This window comes from Endozoicomonas sp. NE40 (assembly GCF_040549045.1).
In the GTDB taxonomy this organism is placed as follows: Bacteria; Pseudomonadota; Gammaproteobacteria; order Pseudomonadales; family Endozoicomonadaceae; genus Endozoicomonas_A; species Endozoicomonas_A lisbonensis.
This window is the reverse complement of record NZ_JBEWTB010000002.1, coordinates 3,110,673-3,128,760: the sequence shown is the minus strand read 5'-3', so window position 1 is coordinate 3,128,760 and position 18,088 is coordinate 3,110,673. Positions and strand designations below refer to the sequence as shown.

The window sequence follows — 18,088 nt, the reverse complement described above, 5'->3', positions numbered from 1 at the left end:
TACCAAAATGGTATGATAGTGGTCTGTTACCACTGTCAGGAGTTAATTGATGCTCAGTCTTGATAATACGGTTCTGGTAATTGTGGATGTACAGGGCAAACTGGCAACCCTGATGCACAAAAAAGACACTCTGTATAAAAACCTTGCAGCCATCACAGCAGGAGCAAAAGAGCTGGATCTGCCTGTACTCTGGCTGGAACAGATTCCTCATAAGCTGGGTCCAACCATTACCGAAGTGTCTGAACAGCTATCCGGACAACCCTCCATCAGCACTCCCATCAGTAAAAGTGCTTTCAGTGGCTGTGGTGAGCCAAAATTTATAAAGGCTCTGGAACAGACGGAGCGCAAACAGGTTCTGGTGGTTGGCATTGAAGCCCATATCTGCGTTTATCAGACGGCAATGGACTTACATCAGGCCGGTTTTGAGGTGGAAGTCGTGGCAGATGCCGTATCATCCCGTACCAAGCAGAACAAAATGATAGCCCTGGATAAACTGGGCAAAGCGGGTATCGGTATCACCAGTACTGAAATGGCACTGTTTGAGCTGATGAAAACGGCGGATGCCCCGCAGTTTCGAACGATTGCCAAACTGATTAAGTAGTCGCAGACCCGGACTGCCTGAGTACACGCTGCGCCTGCTTCAGATGAGGCAGGTCCAGCATTCGTCCATCCAAGCCCACCGTACCTGCGCCATTAGCATTGGCAAAAGCATCAACCACCCGCCGTGCATAAGTCACTTCATCGGTCGATGGCGTGAAGCATTGGTTGATAATTTCGACCTGATCAGGATGAATCGCCAGCTTGCCAGTAAACCCTTCCATACGCGCACGCTCGCACTCTGCCCGCAGTTTTTTCTGGCTTTTGTAGTCAGAGCAAATGCCATCGATGGCCTGCATATTGCCCGCCGAAGCCACCAGCAGACAGTTTGCCCGGTTCATCCGGTGAATCAGAAAGTGTACGTCATCCTGATCACGGTTGGTGGTCGCGCCAATATCGGCAGGCAGATCCTCAGCTCCCCAGGTAAACCCTGACAGCCTTGAACTGGCACTGGTAAAAGTGTTCTGGTTAATGGTGCCAACCGATGATTCAGCCACACTCATAATCTGAGTCGAGCCAACCGCCAGATTATTTTGAACTTCCAGCGCTGTCAGATAATGGTCAACCGTTTTAAAATCATCCGCATCAGAAGGTTTCGGCAGAAAAACACCAAACGGCCTGCCGGGCATTACAGCAACCAGATCGTTCAGTGTATGGGGTGAAGACAGACTGTTAACCCTGACCCAGAGTTGCACTCCGCACCTCTGCTGATGAGCCTGCAGAAACTGTCGCACTTTTTCTCTTGCAGTTTTCTTATTGCTCTCTGCGACGGCATCCTCAAGGCAGAGAATAACGGCATCGGCACCGGAATTTTTTGCCTTCAACATTTTCTTGTCGTTATCACCAGGCGTAAACAGGTAGGATTTAGCCAGCATGTTATTCTCCTGAATCCTTTTCATCCAGACCGGAAGGCAGTCGCTGCAACAGCGCAGTACGAAGCATCGTACACACGACTTCACTGTGCTGGTTATAGACCCGGTGTTCGAACGTCACAATACCGGCATTGGGGCGGGACTTGCTGGGACGTTTTTCCATGATTTCAGTTTCAACACTCAGGGTATCGTTGATAAACACCGGTTTGGGGAACTTCATTTCACCAAAGCCAAGATTAACGACCAGCGTTCCCAGCGTCGTATCTTCTACCGAGACACCACAGGCAAAAGACACGGTGTACATACTGTTAAACACCCGCTGTCCAAACTCTGTTTTGCTGGCGTATTCGGCATCCAGATGCAGAGGCTGAGGGTTGTGGGTAATGGCACAGAACAGTACATTGTCCGACTCGGTCACCGTACGGGACAAGCGATGTTTAATAACCCGCCCTATGTCACACTGCTCGTAATAAAGCCCTGGCATAACCGTTTCCTTCTTATCATTGTCAACGTAACCCCTTACATAAGATTACCCGCAAGGTATCACTGAAGGGAACACAAGCTGGGAGTACTTTAGCGCATAAGTGCGCAGAGCGTTCTGGACACATCTGCTACTATACTCCTGTGTTATTCACCCAGCCAATGCAGGTTCCGGGCATTCCAATATGCAGTCAGAGCCTTTAAATTAAATAACTGACAAGAAAAAAAACAAGCAACGGGTTTAGCGATGAACAACGTCCCGCCTGTTCAGTCAGGCCAACAGCCTTTTAAAAAAGTGCTGATCGCCAACCGTGGGGAGATCGCCCTGAGAGTGCTCAGGGCTCTGCAGCAGCTCAATATTGCCTCGGTCGCCATTTATCACCACAGTGACCAGCACTCCCCTGTCGTACAACAAGCTGACGAAGCAATAGAAATCGTTGGCGACTCTCCCTCAGCTGCACACCTTGACGGACAACAGATTATTGAAATCTGCCAGCAACTGGATGTAGAGGCCGTACACCCCTGTTACGGTTTCTTATCTGAAAACGCAGAGTTTGCCCGAACACTGGAGCAGGCAGGCATTACCTTTATTGGCCCTGAAGCCAACATTATTGAGCTGATGGGTGACAAAATCACTTCAAGGGATTTTGTTGCCAGACACGGTTTTCCCGTCCCTCCTTCCGTGAACCTTGAACCGGACCATCCCGACTTCATCAGGAATATTGTTACCATGGGCTTTCCAGTAGTGGTCAAGGCTTCTGCCGGTGGTGGCGGCAAGGGCATGAGCATTGTTCACAGTCAGAATGAGCTGGAAGACGCACTGCGCATCGCGGCTTCAGAAGCGGAAAAATACTTTGGCGACAAGCGGGTTTACGTTGAGAAATATTTTACCAGCGCCCGGCATATCGAAGTGCAGGTTCTGGGCGACGGTCAAAATGTTGTTCATCTGGGCGAAAGAGAGTGCTCTATTCAGCGACGTTTCCAGAAAGTCATTGAAGAAGCTCCCTCCCCGGCGCTGACCACTGATAAACGTCAGGAAATCTGCGACACCGCAAAAGGTATTGCCCAAAGCGCAGGTTACAACAGTGCGGGTACGGTTGAATTTCTGTATACGTCAGAAGGCGATTATTTCTTTCTCGAGATGAATACCCGCATTCAGGTTGAACACCCGGTCACAGAAATGACGTTTAACGTGGATCTGGTGGCGGAACAGATTCATATCGCAGCAGGCCAGTCTCTGTCACTGAAACAGGAAGCACTTGCCTCCTCAGGCCATGCCATCGAATGCCGAATCTGTGCCGAAGATGCCTTTAACGATTTTATGCCCGCCACCGGCAAGGTGCTGTTTCTGAAAGAACCCTGCGGACAGGGCGTTCGGTTCGACAGTGGCCTGTATCTCAACCAGGCGATTACCAGCGCCTTTGACCCTATGCTGGCAAAGCTGATTGTCCATGCCCCTACTCGTCAGGAAGCCATTGAAAAGATGCGACGCGCCTTGGAAGAGTTGGTGATCCTTGGAGTGAAACATAATATTGATTATCTGGACGCTATATTGCGTCATCAACAGTTTTCAGATGGCCATTTTGACACAGGTTTTATCAAACAATATGCCAGTGATCTTTCCGCTACTCAGCCGGAAAACTTACAGGAACTTCATGCCATTCTTGCCACTGCCCTTCTGGGCGAACGTAGCAACCGGCTGTTAGCAGAATCAACGCCTGACCTGCATGCAGCCATTGGACGCTGGAGAAACTGATGCAACCAAAATTTTTATTTAATGGCTCGGTCTATTCAGTGACTCCAGTCCGAAAACACCATTCAGCCCTGCTGGAAATAGACAACCATCAGGTCACCGCCGGACTGCAATGGTTCAGTCCCAATGACGCGCTGTTAACCCTGGATGAAGACTGTCAGCAGGTTTACATCGCTCAGGATGAGCAACAGCTCTTCATTCATATTGGTGGTAAAACCTGGTATCTCGAATGCATTGATGAGTTCAGTGAAGCCGCTTCAGAGGGGGGCTCTGCCAGCGGCAGGGTCATCGCCCCCATGCCCGGAGTCGTTATTGAGCTGAATACTGCGGTGGGGCAGCATGTAAAAGAAGGCGATTGTCTTTTACTCATTGAAAGTATGAAGCTGCAAATGGCTATTCGCGCCACAACATCTGGTACGGTTGAAAGCATTCATATCAGTGGTGCTGGTGACAGCTTTGAAAAAGGCTCGGTTCTGGTGGATATCGTCGGGGAGGCATCACCATGAGAAGACTGCAAACCCGTATAAACACCCAGTCATCCGAGTTCAGACAGTACCGGGCTCACAATAAAAAAATACTCGCAGAGTTTCACCAGAAACAGGAAGCCGCCCGCTTTGTCCGTCCGGAAAAAGATATCCAGCGGCTGAAAAACCAGAACAAAATGCTGCCCAGAGAGCGGTTAGAACTTCTGCTCGATCCGGGTACTCCGTTTCTGGAACTGTCTTCACTGGCTGCCAACATGGCTTATGACGGCATTGCCCCGTCAGCCGGGTGCATTACCGGTATCGGGGTTGTGGGTGGACGGGAAGTCTTAATCAATGCCAGTGACAGCTCCGTCAAAGGCGGTGCCTGGTTTCCGCTAACCGTTAAAAAAACGGTACGGGCGCTGGATATTGCCATTGAAAATCAGTTGCCCGTCATTCATCTGTGCGACAGCGCCGGTGGCTACCTGCCCATGCAGTCGGAATTTTTTGCCGATAAATATATGGCGGGAAGGATTTTCCGCAACCAGACACAACTGTCCAGACTGGGTTGTAAACAGCTGGCGCTGGTCTTTGGTCATTGCACGGCAGGCGGCGCTTATATTCCCAGCCTGTCGGACTACTCCGTGATTGTTGACGGTACCGGCGCTGTTTTTCTGGGTGGCCCGCCCCTGGTGAAAGCGGCAACCGGTGAAGACGTGACAGTGGATGAACTGGGCGGCGCCCGTATGCACACCTCGGTGTCCGGCACCTGTGATTATTTCGCCAGCAATGAGAAAGAAGCGATTGCCATCGGACGGGAAATCGTTGCCCAGTGGGAACAGAAGCCCAAATTCAATTTGCAGCAGGAATCCCCTGAAGAGCCCTATTACGACCCGTCCGAACTGTACGGCATCATTCCTGATGACATTAAGAAACAGTTTGATATGCGTGAAGTCATCGCCCGAATAGTGGACGGCAGCCGTTTTTCTGAATATCAGCCGGATTATGGCAATACACTGGTGTGTGGCTATGCCAACGTCTGGGGTTACAAGGTCGGGATTCTGGGCAATAACGGTGTACTGTTTAACGACAGTTCACTGAAAGCGGCGCACTTTATACAGCTGTGTAACCAGAACCATGTGCCACTGGTGTTCCTGCAAAATATTACCGGCTATATGGTGGGTAAGGATTACGAACGCCGGGGCATTGCCAAGGACGGTGCGAAAATGATTATGGCGCAGGCATGCTCCGATGTTCCCAAGTTCACCATAATGACCAATGGTTCCTTTGGCGCAGGCAATTATGGCATGTGCGGCAGGGCGTTTGATGCCCGCACCCTGTTCAGCTGGCCAAATAGCGAAACTTCGGTGATGGGGGCTGATCAGGCGGCCAATACCCTGGTCACCATCAAACTGAAACAGTTGCAGCGGGAAAGTATAGAGCCTGACCCGGAAGAGCTGGAAGCCATTCGGGCCTCGGTACTGGCCAGTTACGAAAACCAGACCAGTGCCTACTACACGTCGTCCGAGCTTTGGGACGACGGCATTATCGATCCGGTGGATACCCGAAACGCCCTGGCGCTGTCGATCAGTGCTTCACTGAACGTACCTTTTGGTGATCCCCGCTATGGTGTGATGCGGTTTTAACAGTCCGAGGATGAATAATTATGAACAGCTCAGCTAACAGCCATGCTTTTGCCCTTACCCCTGACCAGCAAAGCCTGATGGATCATGCCGATCGTTTTGCCCGGGAACAACTCTATCCCCTGTGTGAAAAGATGGATAATGAAGAGTGGTGGCCGCAGGATACCTTTAAGGAAATGGGCAAACTGGGTCTGCTGGGTGTAACCGTGCCGGAACAGTATGGCGGCGCAGGCTTGTCGATACTGGAAGCCGGTTTGATTCTGCAGGCAATATCCCGCTGGAACCATGCCTTTGCACTGAGCTGGGTTGCCCACGACAACCTTTGTGTGAACAGCCTGTATAACAACGGCAGCGAAATGATCCGGCAGAAGTATCTGCCAAAACTTTGCTCTGGTGAATGGACAGGCTGTCTGGGCTTAACCGAACCCGGTGCCGGTTCCGACGCGCTGGGCTCCATGCGGACAAAAGCCGTTCGGGAGGGGGATGAATACATTCTTAACGGCTCCAAGATTTATATTACCAATGGCCCTGTTGCCGACGTCTGTCTGGTGTACGCCAGAACTCAACCTGACCGGGGTTCCAAAGGTATTACGGCATTTGTCGTTGAAACCGGTTCACCCGGATTTAAAGTAGCTCAAAAGCTGCAAAAGATGGGATTCCGGGGCAGCCAGACCGGTGAACTGGTCTTTGAAGACCTGCGGGTTCCGGTGGAAAACATTGTCGGAAAAGAACATGAGGGTCACAAGGTCGTGATGAGCGGCCTGGACATTGAGCGTGCCATGATTGCCCCGATTAATGTGGGTATTGCTGAGCGCACGCTGGAACTGTCGGTGGATTATGCTCAGACCCGTGAGCAGTTTGGCAAAACCATTGCCAGCTTTCAGATGATTCAGTCACGGCTGGCCGATATGTACGTCTGGGTCGAAACCATGAAAACCTTCTGCTGGCAGGTACTGGCAGAAGTCTCCAATATTGATGAAACCACCGCAGGCCGTGGTGAAATCCATGCCCGCACTGCGGCTTCCATTATGTATTGTGCCGATATGTGCAACCGGGTTTTAGACAACGGTGTACAGATACATGGCGGGACGGGCTATATCTGGGAATCGGAAATAAACCGCCTGTTCCGTTCTACCAAATTGCTGGAAATCGGCGCAGGCACCACCGAGGTTCGCAAAATGATCATTGCCGGTGAGTTGTTAAGAGAATAGCGGCTCTCCCAACGCAAACGCTTGAGGCTGAAATCATTAGTGAGTACAGTCTGATGCATGAATATTCTTTCAATCCAGTCCCATGTTGCTGTAGGTCACGCGGGCAATTCATCAGCTGTTTTCCCGCTGCAGCGGCTGGGCTTTAATGTCTGGCCCATCAATACTGTCATGTTTTCCAATCACACCGGTCATACTGGCTGGCGAGGCCCTGTGTTTACCCCCGAAACCGTGCGGGATGTACTGCTGGGGATGGAGGAACATGGTGCTTTTGCCGAATGCGACGCCATCCTGTCCGGATATATGGGTGACCCGGGCATGGCGGAAGTGATACTGGATGCGGTTGAACGCGTTCGTTCTGCAAACCCTGAGGTGCTGTACTGCTGCGACCCGGTGATTGGTGACACTGACACCGGCATTTATGTGCAGAAAGACATTCCAGACTTTTTTCGGAACAAGGTGATCCAGCAGGCCAATATTATTACGCCTAACCATTTTGAACTGGAGCTGCTTACCGGCAGAAAAATAGCCTCTACAGAGCAGGCATTAAAGGGTGCCAGAAGCCTGCTGGCAGAAGGTCCCGACATGGTGCTGGTCACAAGCCTTATAACGGACGACTGCAAGGGAAAGCATATTGCGATGATGGCAGTCAATGATTCAGAAGCCTGGCTGGTTAAAACACCGGCGTACCCGATCAACGGGGTTGTCAGTGGCTCTGGCGACGCAACAGCGGCGTTATTTATGGCGAAACTTCTGGAAAACTGTGACCTTAAACATTCACTTGAGCATATTGCCGGGGCTATGCATGGGTTGTTCAAAAACACCAGTCTGGCCGGTAGCAAGGAGTTACAACTGATTGGTTCTCAGGATGAACTGGTGAAACCATCTGTTACTTTTCAGGCCATACCTGTTAATGTTTGACTATTTCCTTACATGCTCCGAAGAATATTCGGAGCAATAGTAAAAATTTAATAAAACAGTCTTTATTAATTTTTTTAATGTGGTACTAATTATAAGCGACAATATATTATTAAGGGCGCGATGACTCTCGTGTATTATTCTCCACCCATAAAACTTCTATCATCAATTTACAAAACACCTTCCGTTGAACCATACCTGTTAGATTTATTAGGTGACCAGATATCTGAACAAGAACTTAGAAAGCTGACTCCAAAATGTCGATTGATCAAAACACAAACAGATGGATATATATGCAGACAAGGTGAATTAATAGAAGGCATTTTAATTCTTCTTTCCGGCTCTACCAAAACCTCTAAATCAAATCAGGAGAGTCATTCGATTGCGATACATTTCAAGCATTCCAAACATCTGATTAACTTTGGTTTTTTCTATGGTATCAAAAAACATACAACGTCAGTTCAGGCGCAAACAGACTGTTTATCACTTTTAATTAAGGTCAAGCCGGAAGAACTGAATAATTACCCTGCATTAATGAATGAGTTATTAAAATCATTATCAGGTAATGCCTGCGATCTGGAAGATATTATTGAGTCACTGTTGATCAGGCCACTGCCTGAACGGGTCATGCACAAACTGACAACCGTCGCAGAGCCCGTCAGCCGGAGAGTTTATGCGACACAGAACGAGCTGGCTGAAATGCTGGGTGTCAGCCGTCAGAAGGTACATGCAGAAATCAAACAGCTGGTTAAGAATGGCAAAATCAAAAGTGGCTATGGGTGGTTTGAAATTATTGATCAAGATCATTTAATGAGCCATGAAAAGTTAGTTAAATAATTGCCGAAATAGTGTCTATACAGGACAACTATCGCATTAAAAATAAGTTATAGCTTATCGTCCGGTAAGGAGGAACCCTACTTTTTTATTTGTGTACATAATATGCAACATTTGTTCTTAACCACTAAAAATAAAGGCTGCTTACTTACAAGCAGCAACGAAAAGATAAACTACATTCATATTAAGTGTTTAAAAAAACAACCAATCAAAACAAAACTAATATGTAATTGATGCTATTTATTGTTCCCCGCTTAATCTAACAGTGGGGTTCTTAATACAATTATTCCGCCCCGCTCATCATCATTTCTGGTCAGGAAAAACAATTAGATTCTTTGACTGACTATTCACTTACCTGATAAAACCACAGACTTTTATCTGTCAGCCGTGAAAAGTTATTAACGATTGTTGCATTAGTCTTCATTACCTGCGAATGTTCTTAGTAACTACCCGTTTCAGACTTCAGGACGCGGAGACCTAATGAGTCACAGTCACCAACTTTCCCTGCTGGGTAAACGACGGTTTTTACCTTTTTTTACGACCCAGTTTCTGGGAGCTTTTAACGACAATATATACAAAAACACACTGCTCCTGATGGCTGCGTTTGCTGCCGCAGAGCAGTTGCCGTTCGATTCTGACCTGTTTATCAATCTGGGAGCGGGTTTATTTATCCTGCCTTTTTTCATCTTTTCCGGTATTGCCGGTCAAATGGCAGACAAGTACGAAAAATCGCTGATTATCCGCAGGGTGAAACTGCTGGAAATTGCGATTATGGCTGTGGCTGCCGGGTTTATTATCAGCCAGAACTTTCTGGTACTGCTGATTCTCCTGTTCCTTATGGGAACCCAGAGTGCCTTCTTCGGTCCGGTGAAATACGCCATCATTCCCCAGCATCTGCACGACGATGAACTGGTAGGTGGTAATGCTCTGGTTGAAATGGGTACCTTTGTCGCTATCCTCCTCGGAACCCTTGGGGCAGGGCTATTGGTTGAGTTGCCTCAGGCCCATGAATGGATAGCTGTATCGGTTGTTGTGCTCGCTATTATTGGCTGGCTCTGCGCCAGACAGGTACCGGAAGCCAAAGCTTCAGCGCCGGAGCTGGAAGTCAGCTACAACCTGTTCAGCCAGACCCGGAAAATCATGAGGGATGCCCATGGCGATAAAACGGTTTACATGAGCCTGGTGGCCATCTCCTGGTTCTGGGCTATCGGTGCGGCCTACCTGACACAACTGCCAAACCTTGCCAGTCAGATTTTGGCGGGCAGTCCTCAGGTGGTCAGTATCATGCTCGCCATGTTTACCATTGGAGTTGCAGCAGGCTCGCTGTTCTGCGGAAGGATTTCCCACGGAAAGGTTGAACCGGGCATCGTGCCTCTGGGGGCTTTTGGCCTGAGCCTTTTTGCCCTGGATCTGTTCTTTGCAATTTCACCCAATACTCAGGGAACGTTGCTCAGTGTCAGTGAGTTTATAAGGATTCCAGCCAATGTCCGGGTATTGTTTGACCTTGCCATGATTGGCTTTTTTGGCGGACTGTTTATTGTGCCACTGTACGCCATGGTTCAGAAAAGAACCGATGAAAGCCGCCGCGCGCGAATGATTGCTGCACTGAATGTTATGAACTCCTCCTACATGGTTGGCAGCGCTGTGTTCGGAATGCTGTTCCTGGGGGTAGCCAATCGAACCATTGAAGAGTTTTTCCTGACCCTGGCGGTTCTGCATGTGATTGTCAGCCTGCTGATTTTCAGAACATCGCCAGAATTCTGGCAACGTTTCAGGGTTCGCTTTTCACGACAGGTATCCTGATACCTGTCATCTTCGCAAAAGCCACCACTGACATCGGTGGCTTTTACCGCCATAATTCTCCACCATGACTGAATCTGCCCAAACTTCTGAACGCCCTGTACATATAGTACCTCCCTGCCATGAGGAACTCCGGGAACTCTACCGGGACGACCATCTGGTAGTGGTCGACAAACCCGCTGGCCTGCTTAGCGTACCCGGACGTCATCCCGCCAACTTTGACAGCGCTCTGTCTCGCCTGCAGGCAATAAACCCTGAAAGCCGGGTTGTACACCGACTGGACATGTCCACTTCCGGAGTGATGGTGTTTGCCCTTCAGGCAGACAGTCACAGGGCGTTAAGTCGCCAGTTTCAGGATCGTCTGGTCAGTAAGGGATACACCGCAGAAGTGTGGGGAACCCCTGCGGAACAGTCCGGTTCCGTGAACCTGCCCATGCGTTGCGACTGGCCGAACCGCCCAAAGCAGATGGTTGATCACGAACAAGGCAAACCAGCCCTGACTCACTACACCTGCATCAATACCTGTATCAATACCTGCTCCAATCAGCATCAGGAAGCTTCATCACAAAACAGTCGTGTATGGCTTGAGCCTGTTACAGGACGCTCACACCAGTTAAGGGTACACATGGCAGAACTGGGCCATCCGATTCTTGGCTGTGAGTTCTATGCCCATCCCGAGGCGTATGAAGCCAGCGCAAGACTGAATCTCCACGCTACCCGGCTGACATTTACACACCCGGCTTTGAAGGAATTGATGACATTTGAGGTACCTGCCCCATTTTAAAGGGAAGCAGTATCGTGTCGCCCACTTCTAATTCCAAAATCTGAACTAAAATCACTGACAACCAATAAGCAAGACAAGCTCAGGTTGTCAGTTTGATTCTGCATAAGGTCACCTGTAAAAAGAAAATCCGGTTAATAAAACGACTTAAAGGACCGGGGTTAATCTCATTATTGTTCTGCCTTCAGTTCAGTAGTCCATCAGCTGTCGCTGACACCGAACTTGAACAGTTTACATGGTTGTACAAAAGTACCCTTGAGCACTTCATTGCAGACAACACTGAATGGTTCAGAAGATCACTCTCCGTCTTTGGTCAGTTTTTGAAAAAAAATCCTGTCAGCCCTTACCAGGAGTACTTTGACCTGTTTTTTATTCCTTCTGAAGGCGGTAGTGCTAACAAATCCACTGAGTCCATATTTATTCCGTTTCCAGATCCTTTTCTGGACAAGAATTCGCCTAACCATCAAAGCATCAAATATAGCTATCACACACACGACATTCCTTACTCAGAAACTGTTTCAGGGTTCACCTTCAGCAAAAATTTTCCACTGAAGCTTCAATGCAGCCGCGATGAGCCAGATAACAGCAAAGCCTCACTGTTTTCCAACAACCAGTATGTCAGAGTTTTGCAAGCCCTGGACAGAAACTACGAGCACGCCTATTTCAAACCAGATGCCAACTGTGAGAACCATCCCACCATCAGAAGAGGGGGGGTGCGTGACCAGTTTCTGCTTATTTCAGTTTGCGTCAGCGACGCCTCAAACAATCACTACGAGCTGTGTTTCCCCATGGGGCCTGCCAGGCAGTTTGCTGTCAGCGACCTTATCGACACAAATGATGAATTCAGGCCCGTTCCTGAATACACAGAAAAAAAGGTCAGGCTGTTTCTCAGCCAGGTGGAAAAGCTATACAACCCACAGAACCCTCTGGCAAACCGCCATATTGAAAGCCTGCTCGGTAGCGGTATATCAGCGCAGGTTATGAAACCGGTCAGCTTCTTACGCTCAGCAGCTGTTAAACGGATTATTCATGAATTGCCAGACAAACAATCGGCTGACGATTTCATTTTGACCGCGCAAATCAATATGCGCCTGTTGACCATGGCGGAAATTGAGTATCTGCCATTAATGTATTTTTCTGTACCAGCCCGAAAGAAAGGCATGCGTGCCATCTATGGCGTACAAAAAAAACACAACGCCATTCAGTTTCTTGATCACCTTTTTGAAGACCCGCACCAGCCTCTGTCTGCCCTGAAAAAGCATCTGGATGATATTGTTGGCCTTCTCGTTGACTGTGATATTGCCAATGCCCGCCAGTTCCAGACGCTGGCTTCCATGGCAAACGGTTTTTCCATAGCAGTTGATCCCAATTACACCAACTATTTTGTTGACGGCGATCATGCAAAAGTTGTCGACCTGACACCCTTTTTCATGGCTTTTGAAGGCATGCTTCCGGAGATTAACAGTCAGTTCATTGATATGGATCTGGATGGCATAGACAGACACTTCCACAGCCTGTCCCTGAACCCTCTGCATCGGTATCTTTTCTTTCTGGGCATGTTATTCAGAACCAGCCAGGCAAGAACGAAAGCCTATCAGAGATGCCTTATCAGCGGCATGATTTGCCAGGCGGAGAAGCAAAAAGATGAAGTCTGGAAACTCCTGTTTGACCATGCACTGGAAAAGGTCGCCTCCCTGCCTCCTTTATACAATGAAATGTTACGCCGGGTCGAGGAGCGACGTCTGTCGACGGGCCTTCCCCCGGCTTCAGAAGTTCAACACAATAAAAGACACTCCAGCGACCTGTTCGCAGAAGGTCAGGAAGTTTCAGCGGCTTATCATTCAGATGCAGCAGCTCTTAACCGGTCACGTCATCCTCCAAACAGAGCCAGAATGGACTCCACTTTGCTATTTATGAAGATATTGAGGCTGGAGGCTTCGATGATGGCTTCTAAAGTCGACCACTGGCGTCAGCAGCGGCGACAAAAATGGCATAAGACCGCACAGCCGTTTTACGACGAACAGCACGAAAGGCACAGCATTCATGTCACTCCATACTTTATGGACGACATCGAAGCTGAAAGTTATACAAATTTTATCCTGGGACTGAAATACCATAGAACCAACCTTACATCCAGCAGTCTATGGTTATGCTTCAGCAACTGGCTGGACCGGAAGCGACCTGCCAACCATTTGTATAAAGGCAGTCTGTCTGCATCTGAGTTGCGCCGGATGGTGCAGATTACCCTGTCAAAACACCTTGATGGCAGAAAAATCGATCTGGAGGCAGTTGACAATATTCCTGCCCTTCTGGAAGCCCTGGATGATATTGGCTATTACTTTGAGGTTCAGGTCATACAACCTGACGAGCAGTTTAAACCCCGCTCAACCAGTTACTGGTTTGATCACAACCAGCGCAAAGTCATCACCGAAGACATTCACGATCTTCGACGAATCAGGCAGCTGACCGGACAGAGCCATGTCATATCGTTACTGCTGCACCAGACGAGTGATGCACCTGCGGGTTCTGCGAAAAGCCGCTGGTCACTGGTTTCAGAAATGTCAGCTGAAAAAGCTGATATTATCCAGCGTTACCCTTTCGAGCTTGTTGCATCATGGCGTTTCAAATCAATGAACAAATTTGAAACGTCTGAAGCCTTAAAGGATGAAAGTGACTTACAAAATAGTTCATCGTACTATCTGAAGCTGACTGCGCTTATCAGTGCCTATCAGAAAACATTATTCCCATCCCTTCTGTCACGTCTGTCTAAACAATTGGAATACCATCTGCCATCTGAAAACAAACAGGCACGGATGGAGCTGGGTGTCCGGGTAGGGCATCTGTTTATGGCATTGTTGCATTGGCTGGATGCTTTGGAGAGTTTTGCTGATGATGAACTACCCGACACGGTTCTTCTTATTCAGCCAGGGTTAGGCTATAGGATAGGAACCCCTCTGTTTTCGATGTGGACGTTCAAGTTTACTAAACATAAACCCAGGGTCATTACCCGAGAGCTGAGGCATAATGTGAAACTGGAATCCATTAAGACCAATAAACCCGGACGACTGATTTTCTTTACCAACGTTATGACTTCTTCAACAGGCCATTTTCTGTCAGCATACGGCTCTAAACCTGACTGGTGGATCATTAACAGACCCGATGTACCAGATTCCCAAAAACAGAACAATAAGCTGTCTGAAATAAAACCTGTTATTGCGGAAAATTCAACTGACAACCTGAAAATAGAATTATCTTCAGAAGATAAGAATAACAATGCCAGCAATGAAACTCTCGTATTCGCAATGTTGAACTATCTGAAGGAAAAATATGAAGAACTGGTCAACAAGTCTGGTATGTCTGAATAAATTGTCATAATGATCAATCCAATCTGGCTAAGAACGTTCATAACCCTGGTTCAGCAGGGACACTTCACGAAAACGGCTCATGTACTGGCAATGACTCAGCCTGGAGTCAGTCAGCACATTCAGAAACTTGAGCAGTATTACCAGACGGCGCTGCTTAACCGTTATGGTAAACAGTTTGAATTGACACCAGCAGGCGAACAGGTCTACCAGTTTGCACTGAACTTACTGCGTAACGAGCAGGACCTTAAAGAACAGTTGCGCAGTGATAACCCCTATGAAGGCACATGTCGTTTATCAAGCCCGGGGGCTCTTGGTATCCGTTGTTATTCGGAACTGGTTTCATTGCAACAGCAATACCAGAACCTGAAAATACACTATGAAATAGCCCCAAACCACCGCATTGAGGCTGAGTTGCTTAATCACCACATTGACCTTGGGTTAATGACCTGCAAGCCACAGTCCAGCCTGCTGTCGGTGGCCCCGGTAAGTCGTGAACTCCTGTGCCTTGTCATACCGGCCTGTGCAACGCCTGTTAAAACATTCTCTGACCTGGCAGATCTGGGTATGATCAGTCATCCAGACGCCAGTCATCACACGACATTGGTTATGCAGGATAATTTTCCCGGATATATTCAACAACTGTCTGATATTAAGGTGAATGGCTATATCAATCAGATTAATATGATTCTTTACCCTGTAGCAGCCGGGCTGGGCTTCACCGTTTTACCAGAGTCTGTGGTTCAGGCTTTCCCTGACAGAGACAAAATACAGACTCTGACGCTCCCGAACCCGGTATTTGAAACCATCTATCTGGTTGAAAAAGAATACAGGCCACTGCCTGCCCGATACGGCTTTATCCGTCAGAAAATCAAAGAACTATTGCAGACAGAGTGAGGCCGGAAAGGAGAGGCTGGTACTGTATGCACCAGCCTGTTCATAGCCTGAGGAGGAACCGGCCAGAGGGGAAAACAGTCAGAGGAAGAAGTAGTAAGTAACGAAGATAGCCGACAGAACATACATAGTAGGAGTCACTTCTCGACCACGCCCCTGGGCAATCATGGAAATGGGGTACAGAGTAAAACCAAAGGCGATACCGTCTACCAGGCTATACGACAAAATAGTCATAATAATGGTGAAGAATGCAGGAATCTTGATTTCCATCTTCGACCAGTCAATATGATGCAGACTACTGGCCATAAACACGCCCACAGCAATCAGTGCCGGAGAGGTGCTGACGGTAGTAAACATGGCAATCAGCGGAAAGAAGAACAGAGCCAGCAGCATACAGGCTGCAGTGGTAACAGAAGTAAAGCCGGTGCGACCGCCCGTACCAACGGCAACAGCAGACTCAGAGTAACAGGTGACACTGCTGGTACCCAGGACAGAGCCAACAACCGTACCCGCCGCATCAGCAAACAGAGCAGGTTTTACATTGGGAATGTTACCTTCTTTGTCGGTCACGCCAATACCATTACAAACCGCAATGATGGTACCCACCGCATCAAAAAAGTCGATGAACAGAAAAGTGATGACCACAACGATCATTTCCAGAGTGAGGATATTGGGCAGATTGGTGATGGCTGCACCAAAGGTTGGTGCCAGGCTGGGTGGTGCAGAGATAATCGCTTCCGGCATCGGGTTCAGGCCAACAGCAACACCGGCCAGGGTTGTTACCATAACCCCGAAGAATACCGCCAGCTTGACCCCTCTGGCGATCAGGAAAATGGTCAGAGCCAGGCCAAACAGCGCAAGCAGAACAGAAGGCGAGGTGACATCCCCCAGCTGAACCAGAGTGGCCGGGTTTGCCGCAATAATGCCTGCATTTCTTAAACCGATGAAACAGATAAAGAAGCCCAGCGCAGCCGTCACCGCATATTTCATATCGGCTGGCACCGACTGAATCACTTTTTCACGGACACCTGTAACCGACAGCAGGAAGAAGATATTACCTGCAACAAAAATACCCGCCAGAGCCGTTTCCCACGGAATATCCAGAGCGATAACCGTACCGTAAGTAAACAGGGCATTCATGCCCATGGCCGGAGCAAGAACAATGGGGTATTTAGCAAAGACACCCATAATCAAAGAGGCGAATGCCGCTGACAGAGCGGTTGCCGTAAACACTGCACCCTTGTCCATACCAGTATTGCCCAGAATGGCAGGGTTTACGCTCAGAATGTAGGACATGGCCAGAAAGGCCGTCAGGCCTGCCATGATTTCTGTTCGGAAGTTGGTTTCGAATCGGTCAAATTCAAAATAACGTTGAATGCTGTCCAGCATGTGACTCACTCAGGTGGGAATCGCTATCAAACAAGACGAATGCGGATTGAATTTTTTTCTCTCTCAATCGGAAGGCATACACTCGTCCATGAAGCACCGGTATTCTAAAGCCCCTGATACAAAGGAACAGACGAACATATGCGTACTGACGTACAAAAAAACAAATGAAATACTGAAGGGTTTTCTTTCCCCGCCTGCCCCTTCTGTCGTTTCCGGTATCGCCAGCTTTACTTACAACCTGTTTCCGGAGGCACCAGTACAGTTTTTTGGAAACCTGCTCAAACGGTGGTTGTACACCTTCTGGTCAATTACTTTTCCAGCAGGCTGTAAGTACTCAACCATATTTCACAAAACTCCCCACGGAAGGGCGACTTCCCAATCGCCCTTCCCACTCCAATATCATCCGATCAAACTAACTGCTCTTCACCTCCCAGCGCGTTCCCCACGCATCACTGTAATCCGGCGTCCGGAATGCTTCAGCGTTCCTGTCTGCCACCATCTCACTGACCTGCTGCCTGATTCTCATTTCACCAGACCAGACAGGCAGCGCTTCGTCGCCCGGAGCTTCTTCAGCAGGTCCGGTTCTTATCTTCACCGATGCCTCTTCCAGCTCAATCGCCAATATTGTCGTTGCCTTCAGTTCCTGTTCAGATGGAGGACGAACCTCTTCCCATCGCCCCGGAGCAATATGCTCAAGAAGGCAGTAAAGGCTGCTCTCAATGTAATCAACCTCTTTCACCTCACGAAATCGCCCAAATACGACAGCGGATCGATAGTTAGCACTGTGATGAAAAGCGGATTTAGACAACACCATCCCGTCCAGAAGCGTTGCTGACACACAACACTCAACGCCACTGCACAAGGCCCTGATCATCCGGCTACCATTGCTGCCGTGAATATAAAGCTGATTGCCCATCCGCCAGCCCAGCGTGGGTATCACATAAGGCTGCTCATCCACGACAAAGCCTACGTGGACAACATGCGCCTCATCAAAAATCGCGTACAGCTGTTCCCGGTCGAAGCATGCCCTTTTCGACCCCCTTTTTAATTTTGTTTTATCTGTTTCTGCCAGTGCCTTCATAACGCCTCCTCT

The 18,088-nt window shown here is 48.7% G+C and carries 14 protein-coding genes and 1 pseudogene; 11 read left to right on the top strand and 4 right to left on the bottom strand.

The genetic code is table 11. The features are described from left to right. The first annotated feature begins 49 nt into the window (after positions 1–49). Complete coding sequence (locus V5J35_RS15035) at positions 50–601, top strand: hydrolase (RefSeq protein ID WP_354007921.1); 552 nt, start codon at positions 50–52, stop codon at positions 599–601. Here V5J35_RS15035 and V5J35_RS15030 read toward each other — a convergent pair. Continuing rightward, positions 594–1,472, bottom strand: a complete 879-nt coding sequence (locus tag V5J35_RS15030; protein ID WP_354007920.1) for an HpcH/HpaI aldolase/citrate lyase family protein — start codon at positions 1,470–1,472, stop codon at positions 594–596. The two genes, V5J35_RS15035 and V5J35_RS15030, sit on opposite strands and share 8 nt — an antisense overlap. 1 nt (position 1,473) lies before the next feature. Then, a pseudogene (locus tag V5J35_RS15025) lies at positions 1,474–1,959 on the bottom strand (MaoC family dehydratase); the annotation flags it as partial. Between the two features lie 237 nt (positions 1,960–2,196). Here V5J35_RS15025 and V5J35_RS15020 point away from each other — a divergent pair. The 10 genes from V5J35_RS15020 to V5J35_RS14975 all read left to right on the top strand — a co-directional run bounded on the left by V5J35_RS15020 (position 2,197) and on the right by V5J35_RS14975 (position 15,609). After that, positions 2,197–3,705, top strand: coding sequence for an acetyl-CoA carboxylase biotin carboxylase subunit (locus V5J35_RS15020; RefSeq protein ID WP_354007919.1), 1,509 nt, complete (start codon positions 2,197–2,199; stop codon positions 3,703–3,705). After that, positions 3,705–4,208: an acyl-CoA carboxylase biotin carboxyl carrier protein subunit gene (locus V5J35_RS15015; protein WP_354007918.1), complete on the top strand. Its 504-nt coding sequence runs from the start codon at positions 3,705–3,707 to the stop codon at positions 4,206–4,208. Before V5J35_RS15020 ends, V5J35_RS15015 begins: the two co-directional genes overlap by 1 nt. Continuing rightward, on the top strand, positions 4,205–5,812 hold the full coding sequence (locus tag V5J35_RS15010) for an acyl-CoA carboxylase subunit beta (protein WP_354007917.1): 1,608 nt from the start codon (positions 4,205–4,207) through the stop codon (positions 5,810–5,812). The genes V5J35_RS15015 and V5J35_RS15010 overlap by 4 nt, the downstream gene beginning before the upstream one ends. Positions 5,813–5,832: 20 nt before the next feature. Then, positions 5,833–7,020, top strand: a complete 1,188-nt coding sequence (locus V5J35_RS15005) for an acyl-CoA dehydrogenase family protein (RefSeq protein ID WP_354007916.1) — start codon at positions 5,833–5,835, stop codon at positions 7,018–7,020. A gap of 57 nt (positions 7,021–7,077) precedes the next feature. Further along, positions 7,078–7,938: a pyridoxal kinase PdxY gene (gene pdxY, locus V5J35_RS15000; RefSeq protein ID WP_354007915.1), complete on the top strand. Its 861-nt coding sequence runs from the start codon at positions 7,078–7,080 to the stop codon at positions 7,936–7,938. 129 nt (positions 7,939–8,067) lie between these two features. Continuing rightward, the gene (locus tag V5J35_RS14995) at positions 8,068–8,772 is read left to right on the top strand and encodes a Crp/Fnr family transcriptional regulator (RefSeq protein ID WP_354007914.1); all 705 of its coding nucleotides are present in this window, start codon (positions 8,068–8,070) and stop codon (positions 8,770–8,772) included. 477 nt (positions 8,773–9,249) lie between these two features. Next, on the top strand, positions 9,250–10,572 hold the full coding sequence (locus V5J35_RS14990; protein WP_354007913.1) for an MFS transporter: 1,323 nt from the start codon (positions 9,250–9,252) through the stop codon (positions 10,570–10,572). A gap of 64 nt (positions 10,573–10,636) precedes the next feature. Beyond that, entirely contained in the window at positions 10,637–11,353 is a 717-nt protein-coding gene (locus V5J35_RS14985) for a pseudouridine synthase (RefSeq protein WP_354007912.1), read from the top strand. Between the two features lie 92 nt (positions 11,354–11,445). Beyond that, the gene (locus tag V5J35_RS14980; protein ID WP_354007911.1) at positions 11,446–14,715 is read left to right on the top strand and encodes a hypothetical protein; all 3,270 of its coding nucleotides are present in this window, start codon (positions 11,446–11,448) and stop codon (positions 14,713–14,715) included. A 9-nt stretch (positions 14,716–14,724) separates the two neighbouring features. Next, positions 14,725–15,609 (top strand): LysR family transcriptional regulator, encoded by an 885-nt coding sequence (locus V5J35_RS14975; protein WP_354007910.1) that lies wholly within the window; start codon positions 14,725–14,727, stop codon positions 15,607–15,609. A gap of 78 nt (positions 15,610–15,687) precedes the next feature. Here V5J35_RS14975 and V5J35_RS14970 read toward each other — a convergent pair whose 3' ends face one another. Further along, a complete protein-coding gene (locus tag V5J35_RS14970) occupies positions 15,688–16,995 on the bottom strand; it encodes an NCS2 family permease (RefSeq protein WP_354007909.1) in 1,308 nt (435 codons plus the stop codon). A gap of 412 nt (positions 16,996–17,407) precedes the next feature. Next, positions 17,408–18,076 (bottom strand): pyridoxamine 5'-phosphate oxidase family protein, encoded by a 669-nt coding sequence (locus V5J35_RS14965; protein WP_354007908.1) that lies wholly within the window; start codon positions 18,074–18,076, stop codon positions 17,408–17,410. Positions 18,077–18,088 lie beyond the last annotated feature (12 nt).

Coding starts and splice junctions, on each gene's coding strand:
- V5J35_RS15035 (WP_354007921.1), top strand. CDS start 50: ATGCTCAGTCTTGATAATACGGTTCTGGTAATTGTGGATGTACAGGGC.
- V5J35_RS15030 (WP_354007920.1), bottom strand. CDS start 1,472: ATGCTGGCTAAATCCTACCTGTTTACGCCTGGTGATAACGACAAGAAA.
- V5J35_RS15020 (WP_354007919.1), top strand. CDS start 2,197: ATGAACAACGTCCCGCCTGTTCAGTCAGGCCAACAGCCTTTTAAAAAA.
- V5J35_RS15015 (WP_354007918.1), top strand. CDS start 3,705: ATGCAACCAAAATTTTTATTTAATGGCTCGGTCTATTCAGTGACTCCA.
- V5J35_RS15010 (WP_354007917.1), top strand. CDS start 4,205: ATGAGAAGACTGCAAACCCGTATAAACACCCAGTCATCCGAGTTCAGA.
- V5J35_RS15005 (WP_354007916.1), top strand. CDS start 5,833: ATGAACAGCTCAGCTAACAGCCATGCTTTTGCCCTTACCCCTGACCAG.
- pdxY (WP_354007915.1), top strand. CDS start 7,078: ATGAATATTCTTTCAATCCAGTCCCATGTTGCTGTAGGTCACGCGGGC.
- V5J35_RS14990 (WP_354007913.1), top strand. CDS start 9,250: ATGAGTCACAGTCACCAACTTTCCCTGCTGGGTAAACGACGGTTTTTA.
- V5J35_RS14985 (WP_354007912.1), top strand. CDS start 10,637: ATGACTGAATCTGCCCAAACTTCTGAACGCCCTGTACATATAGTACCT.
- V5J35_RS14975 (WP_354007910.1), top strand. CDS start 14,725: ATGATCAATCCAATCTGGCTAAGAACGTTCATAACCCTGGTTCAGCAG.
- V5J35_RS14970 (WP_354007909.1), bottom strand. CDS start 16,995: ATGCTGGACAGCATTCAACGTTATTTTGAATTTGACCGATTCGAAACC.
- V5J35_RS14965 (WP_354007908.1), bottom strand. CDS start 18,076: ATGAAGGCACTGGCAGAAACAGATAAAACAAAATTAAAAAGGGGGTCG.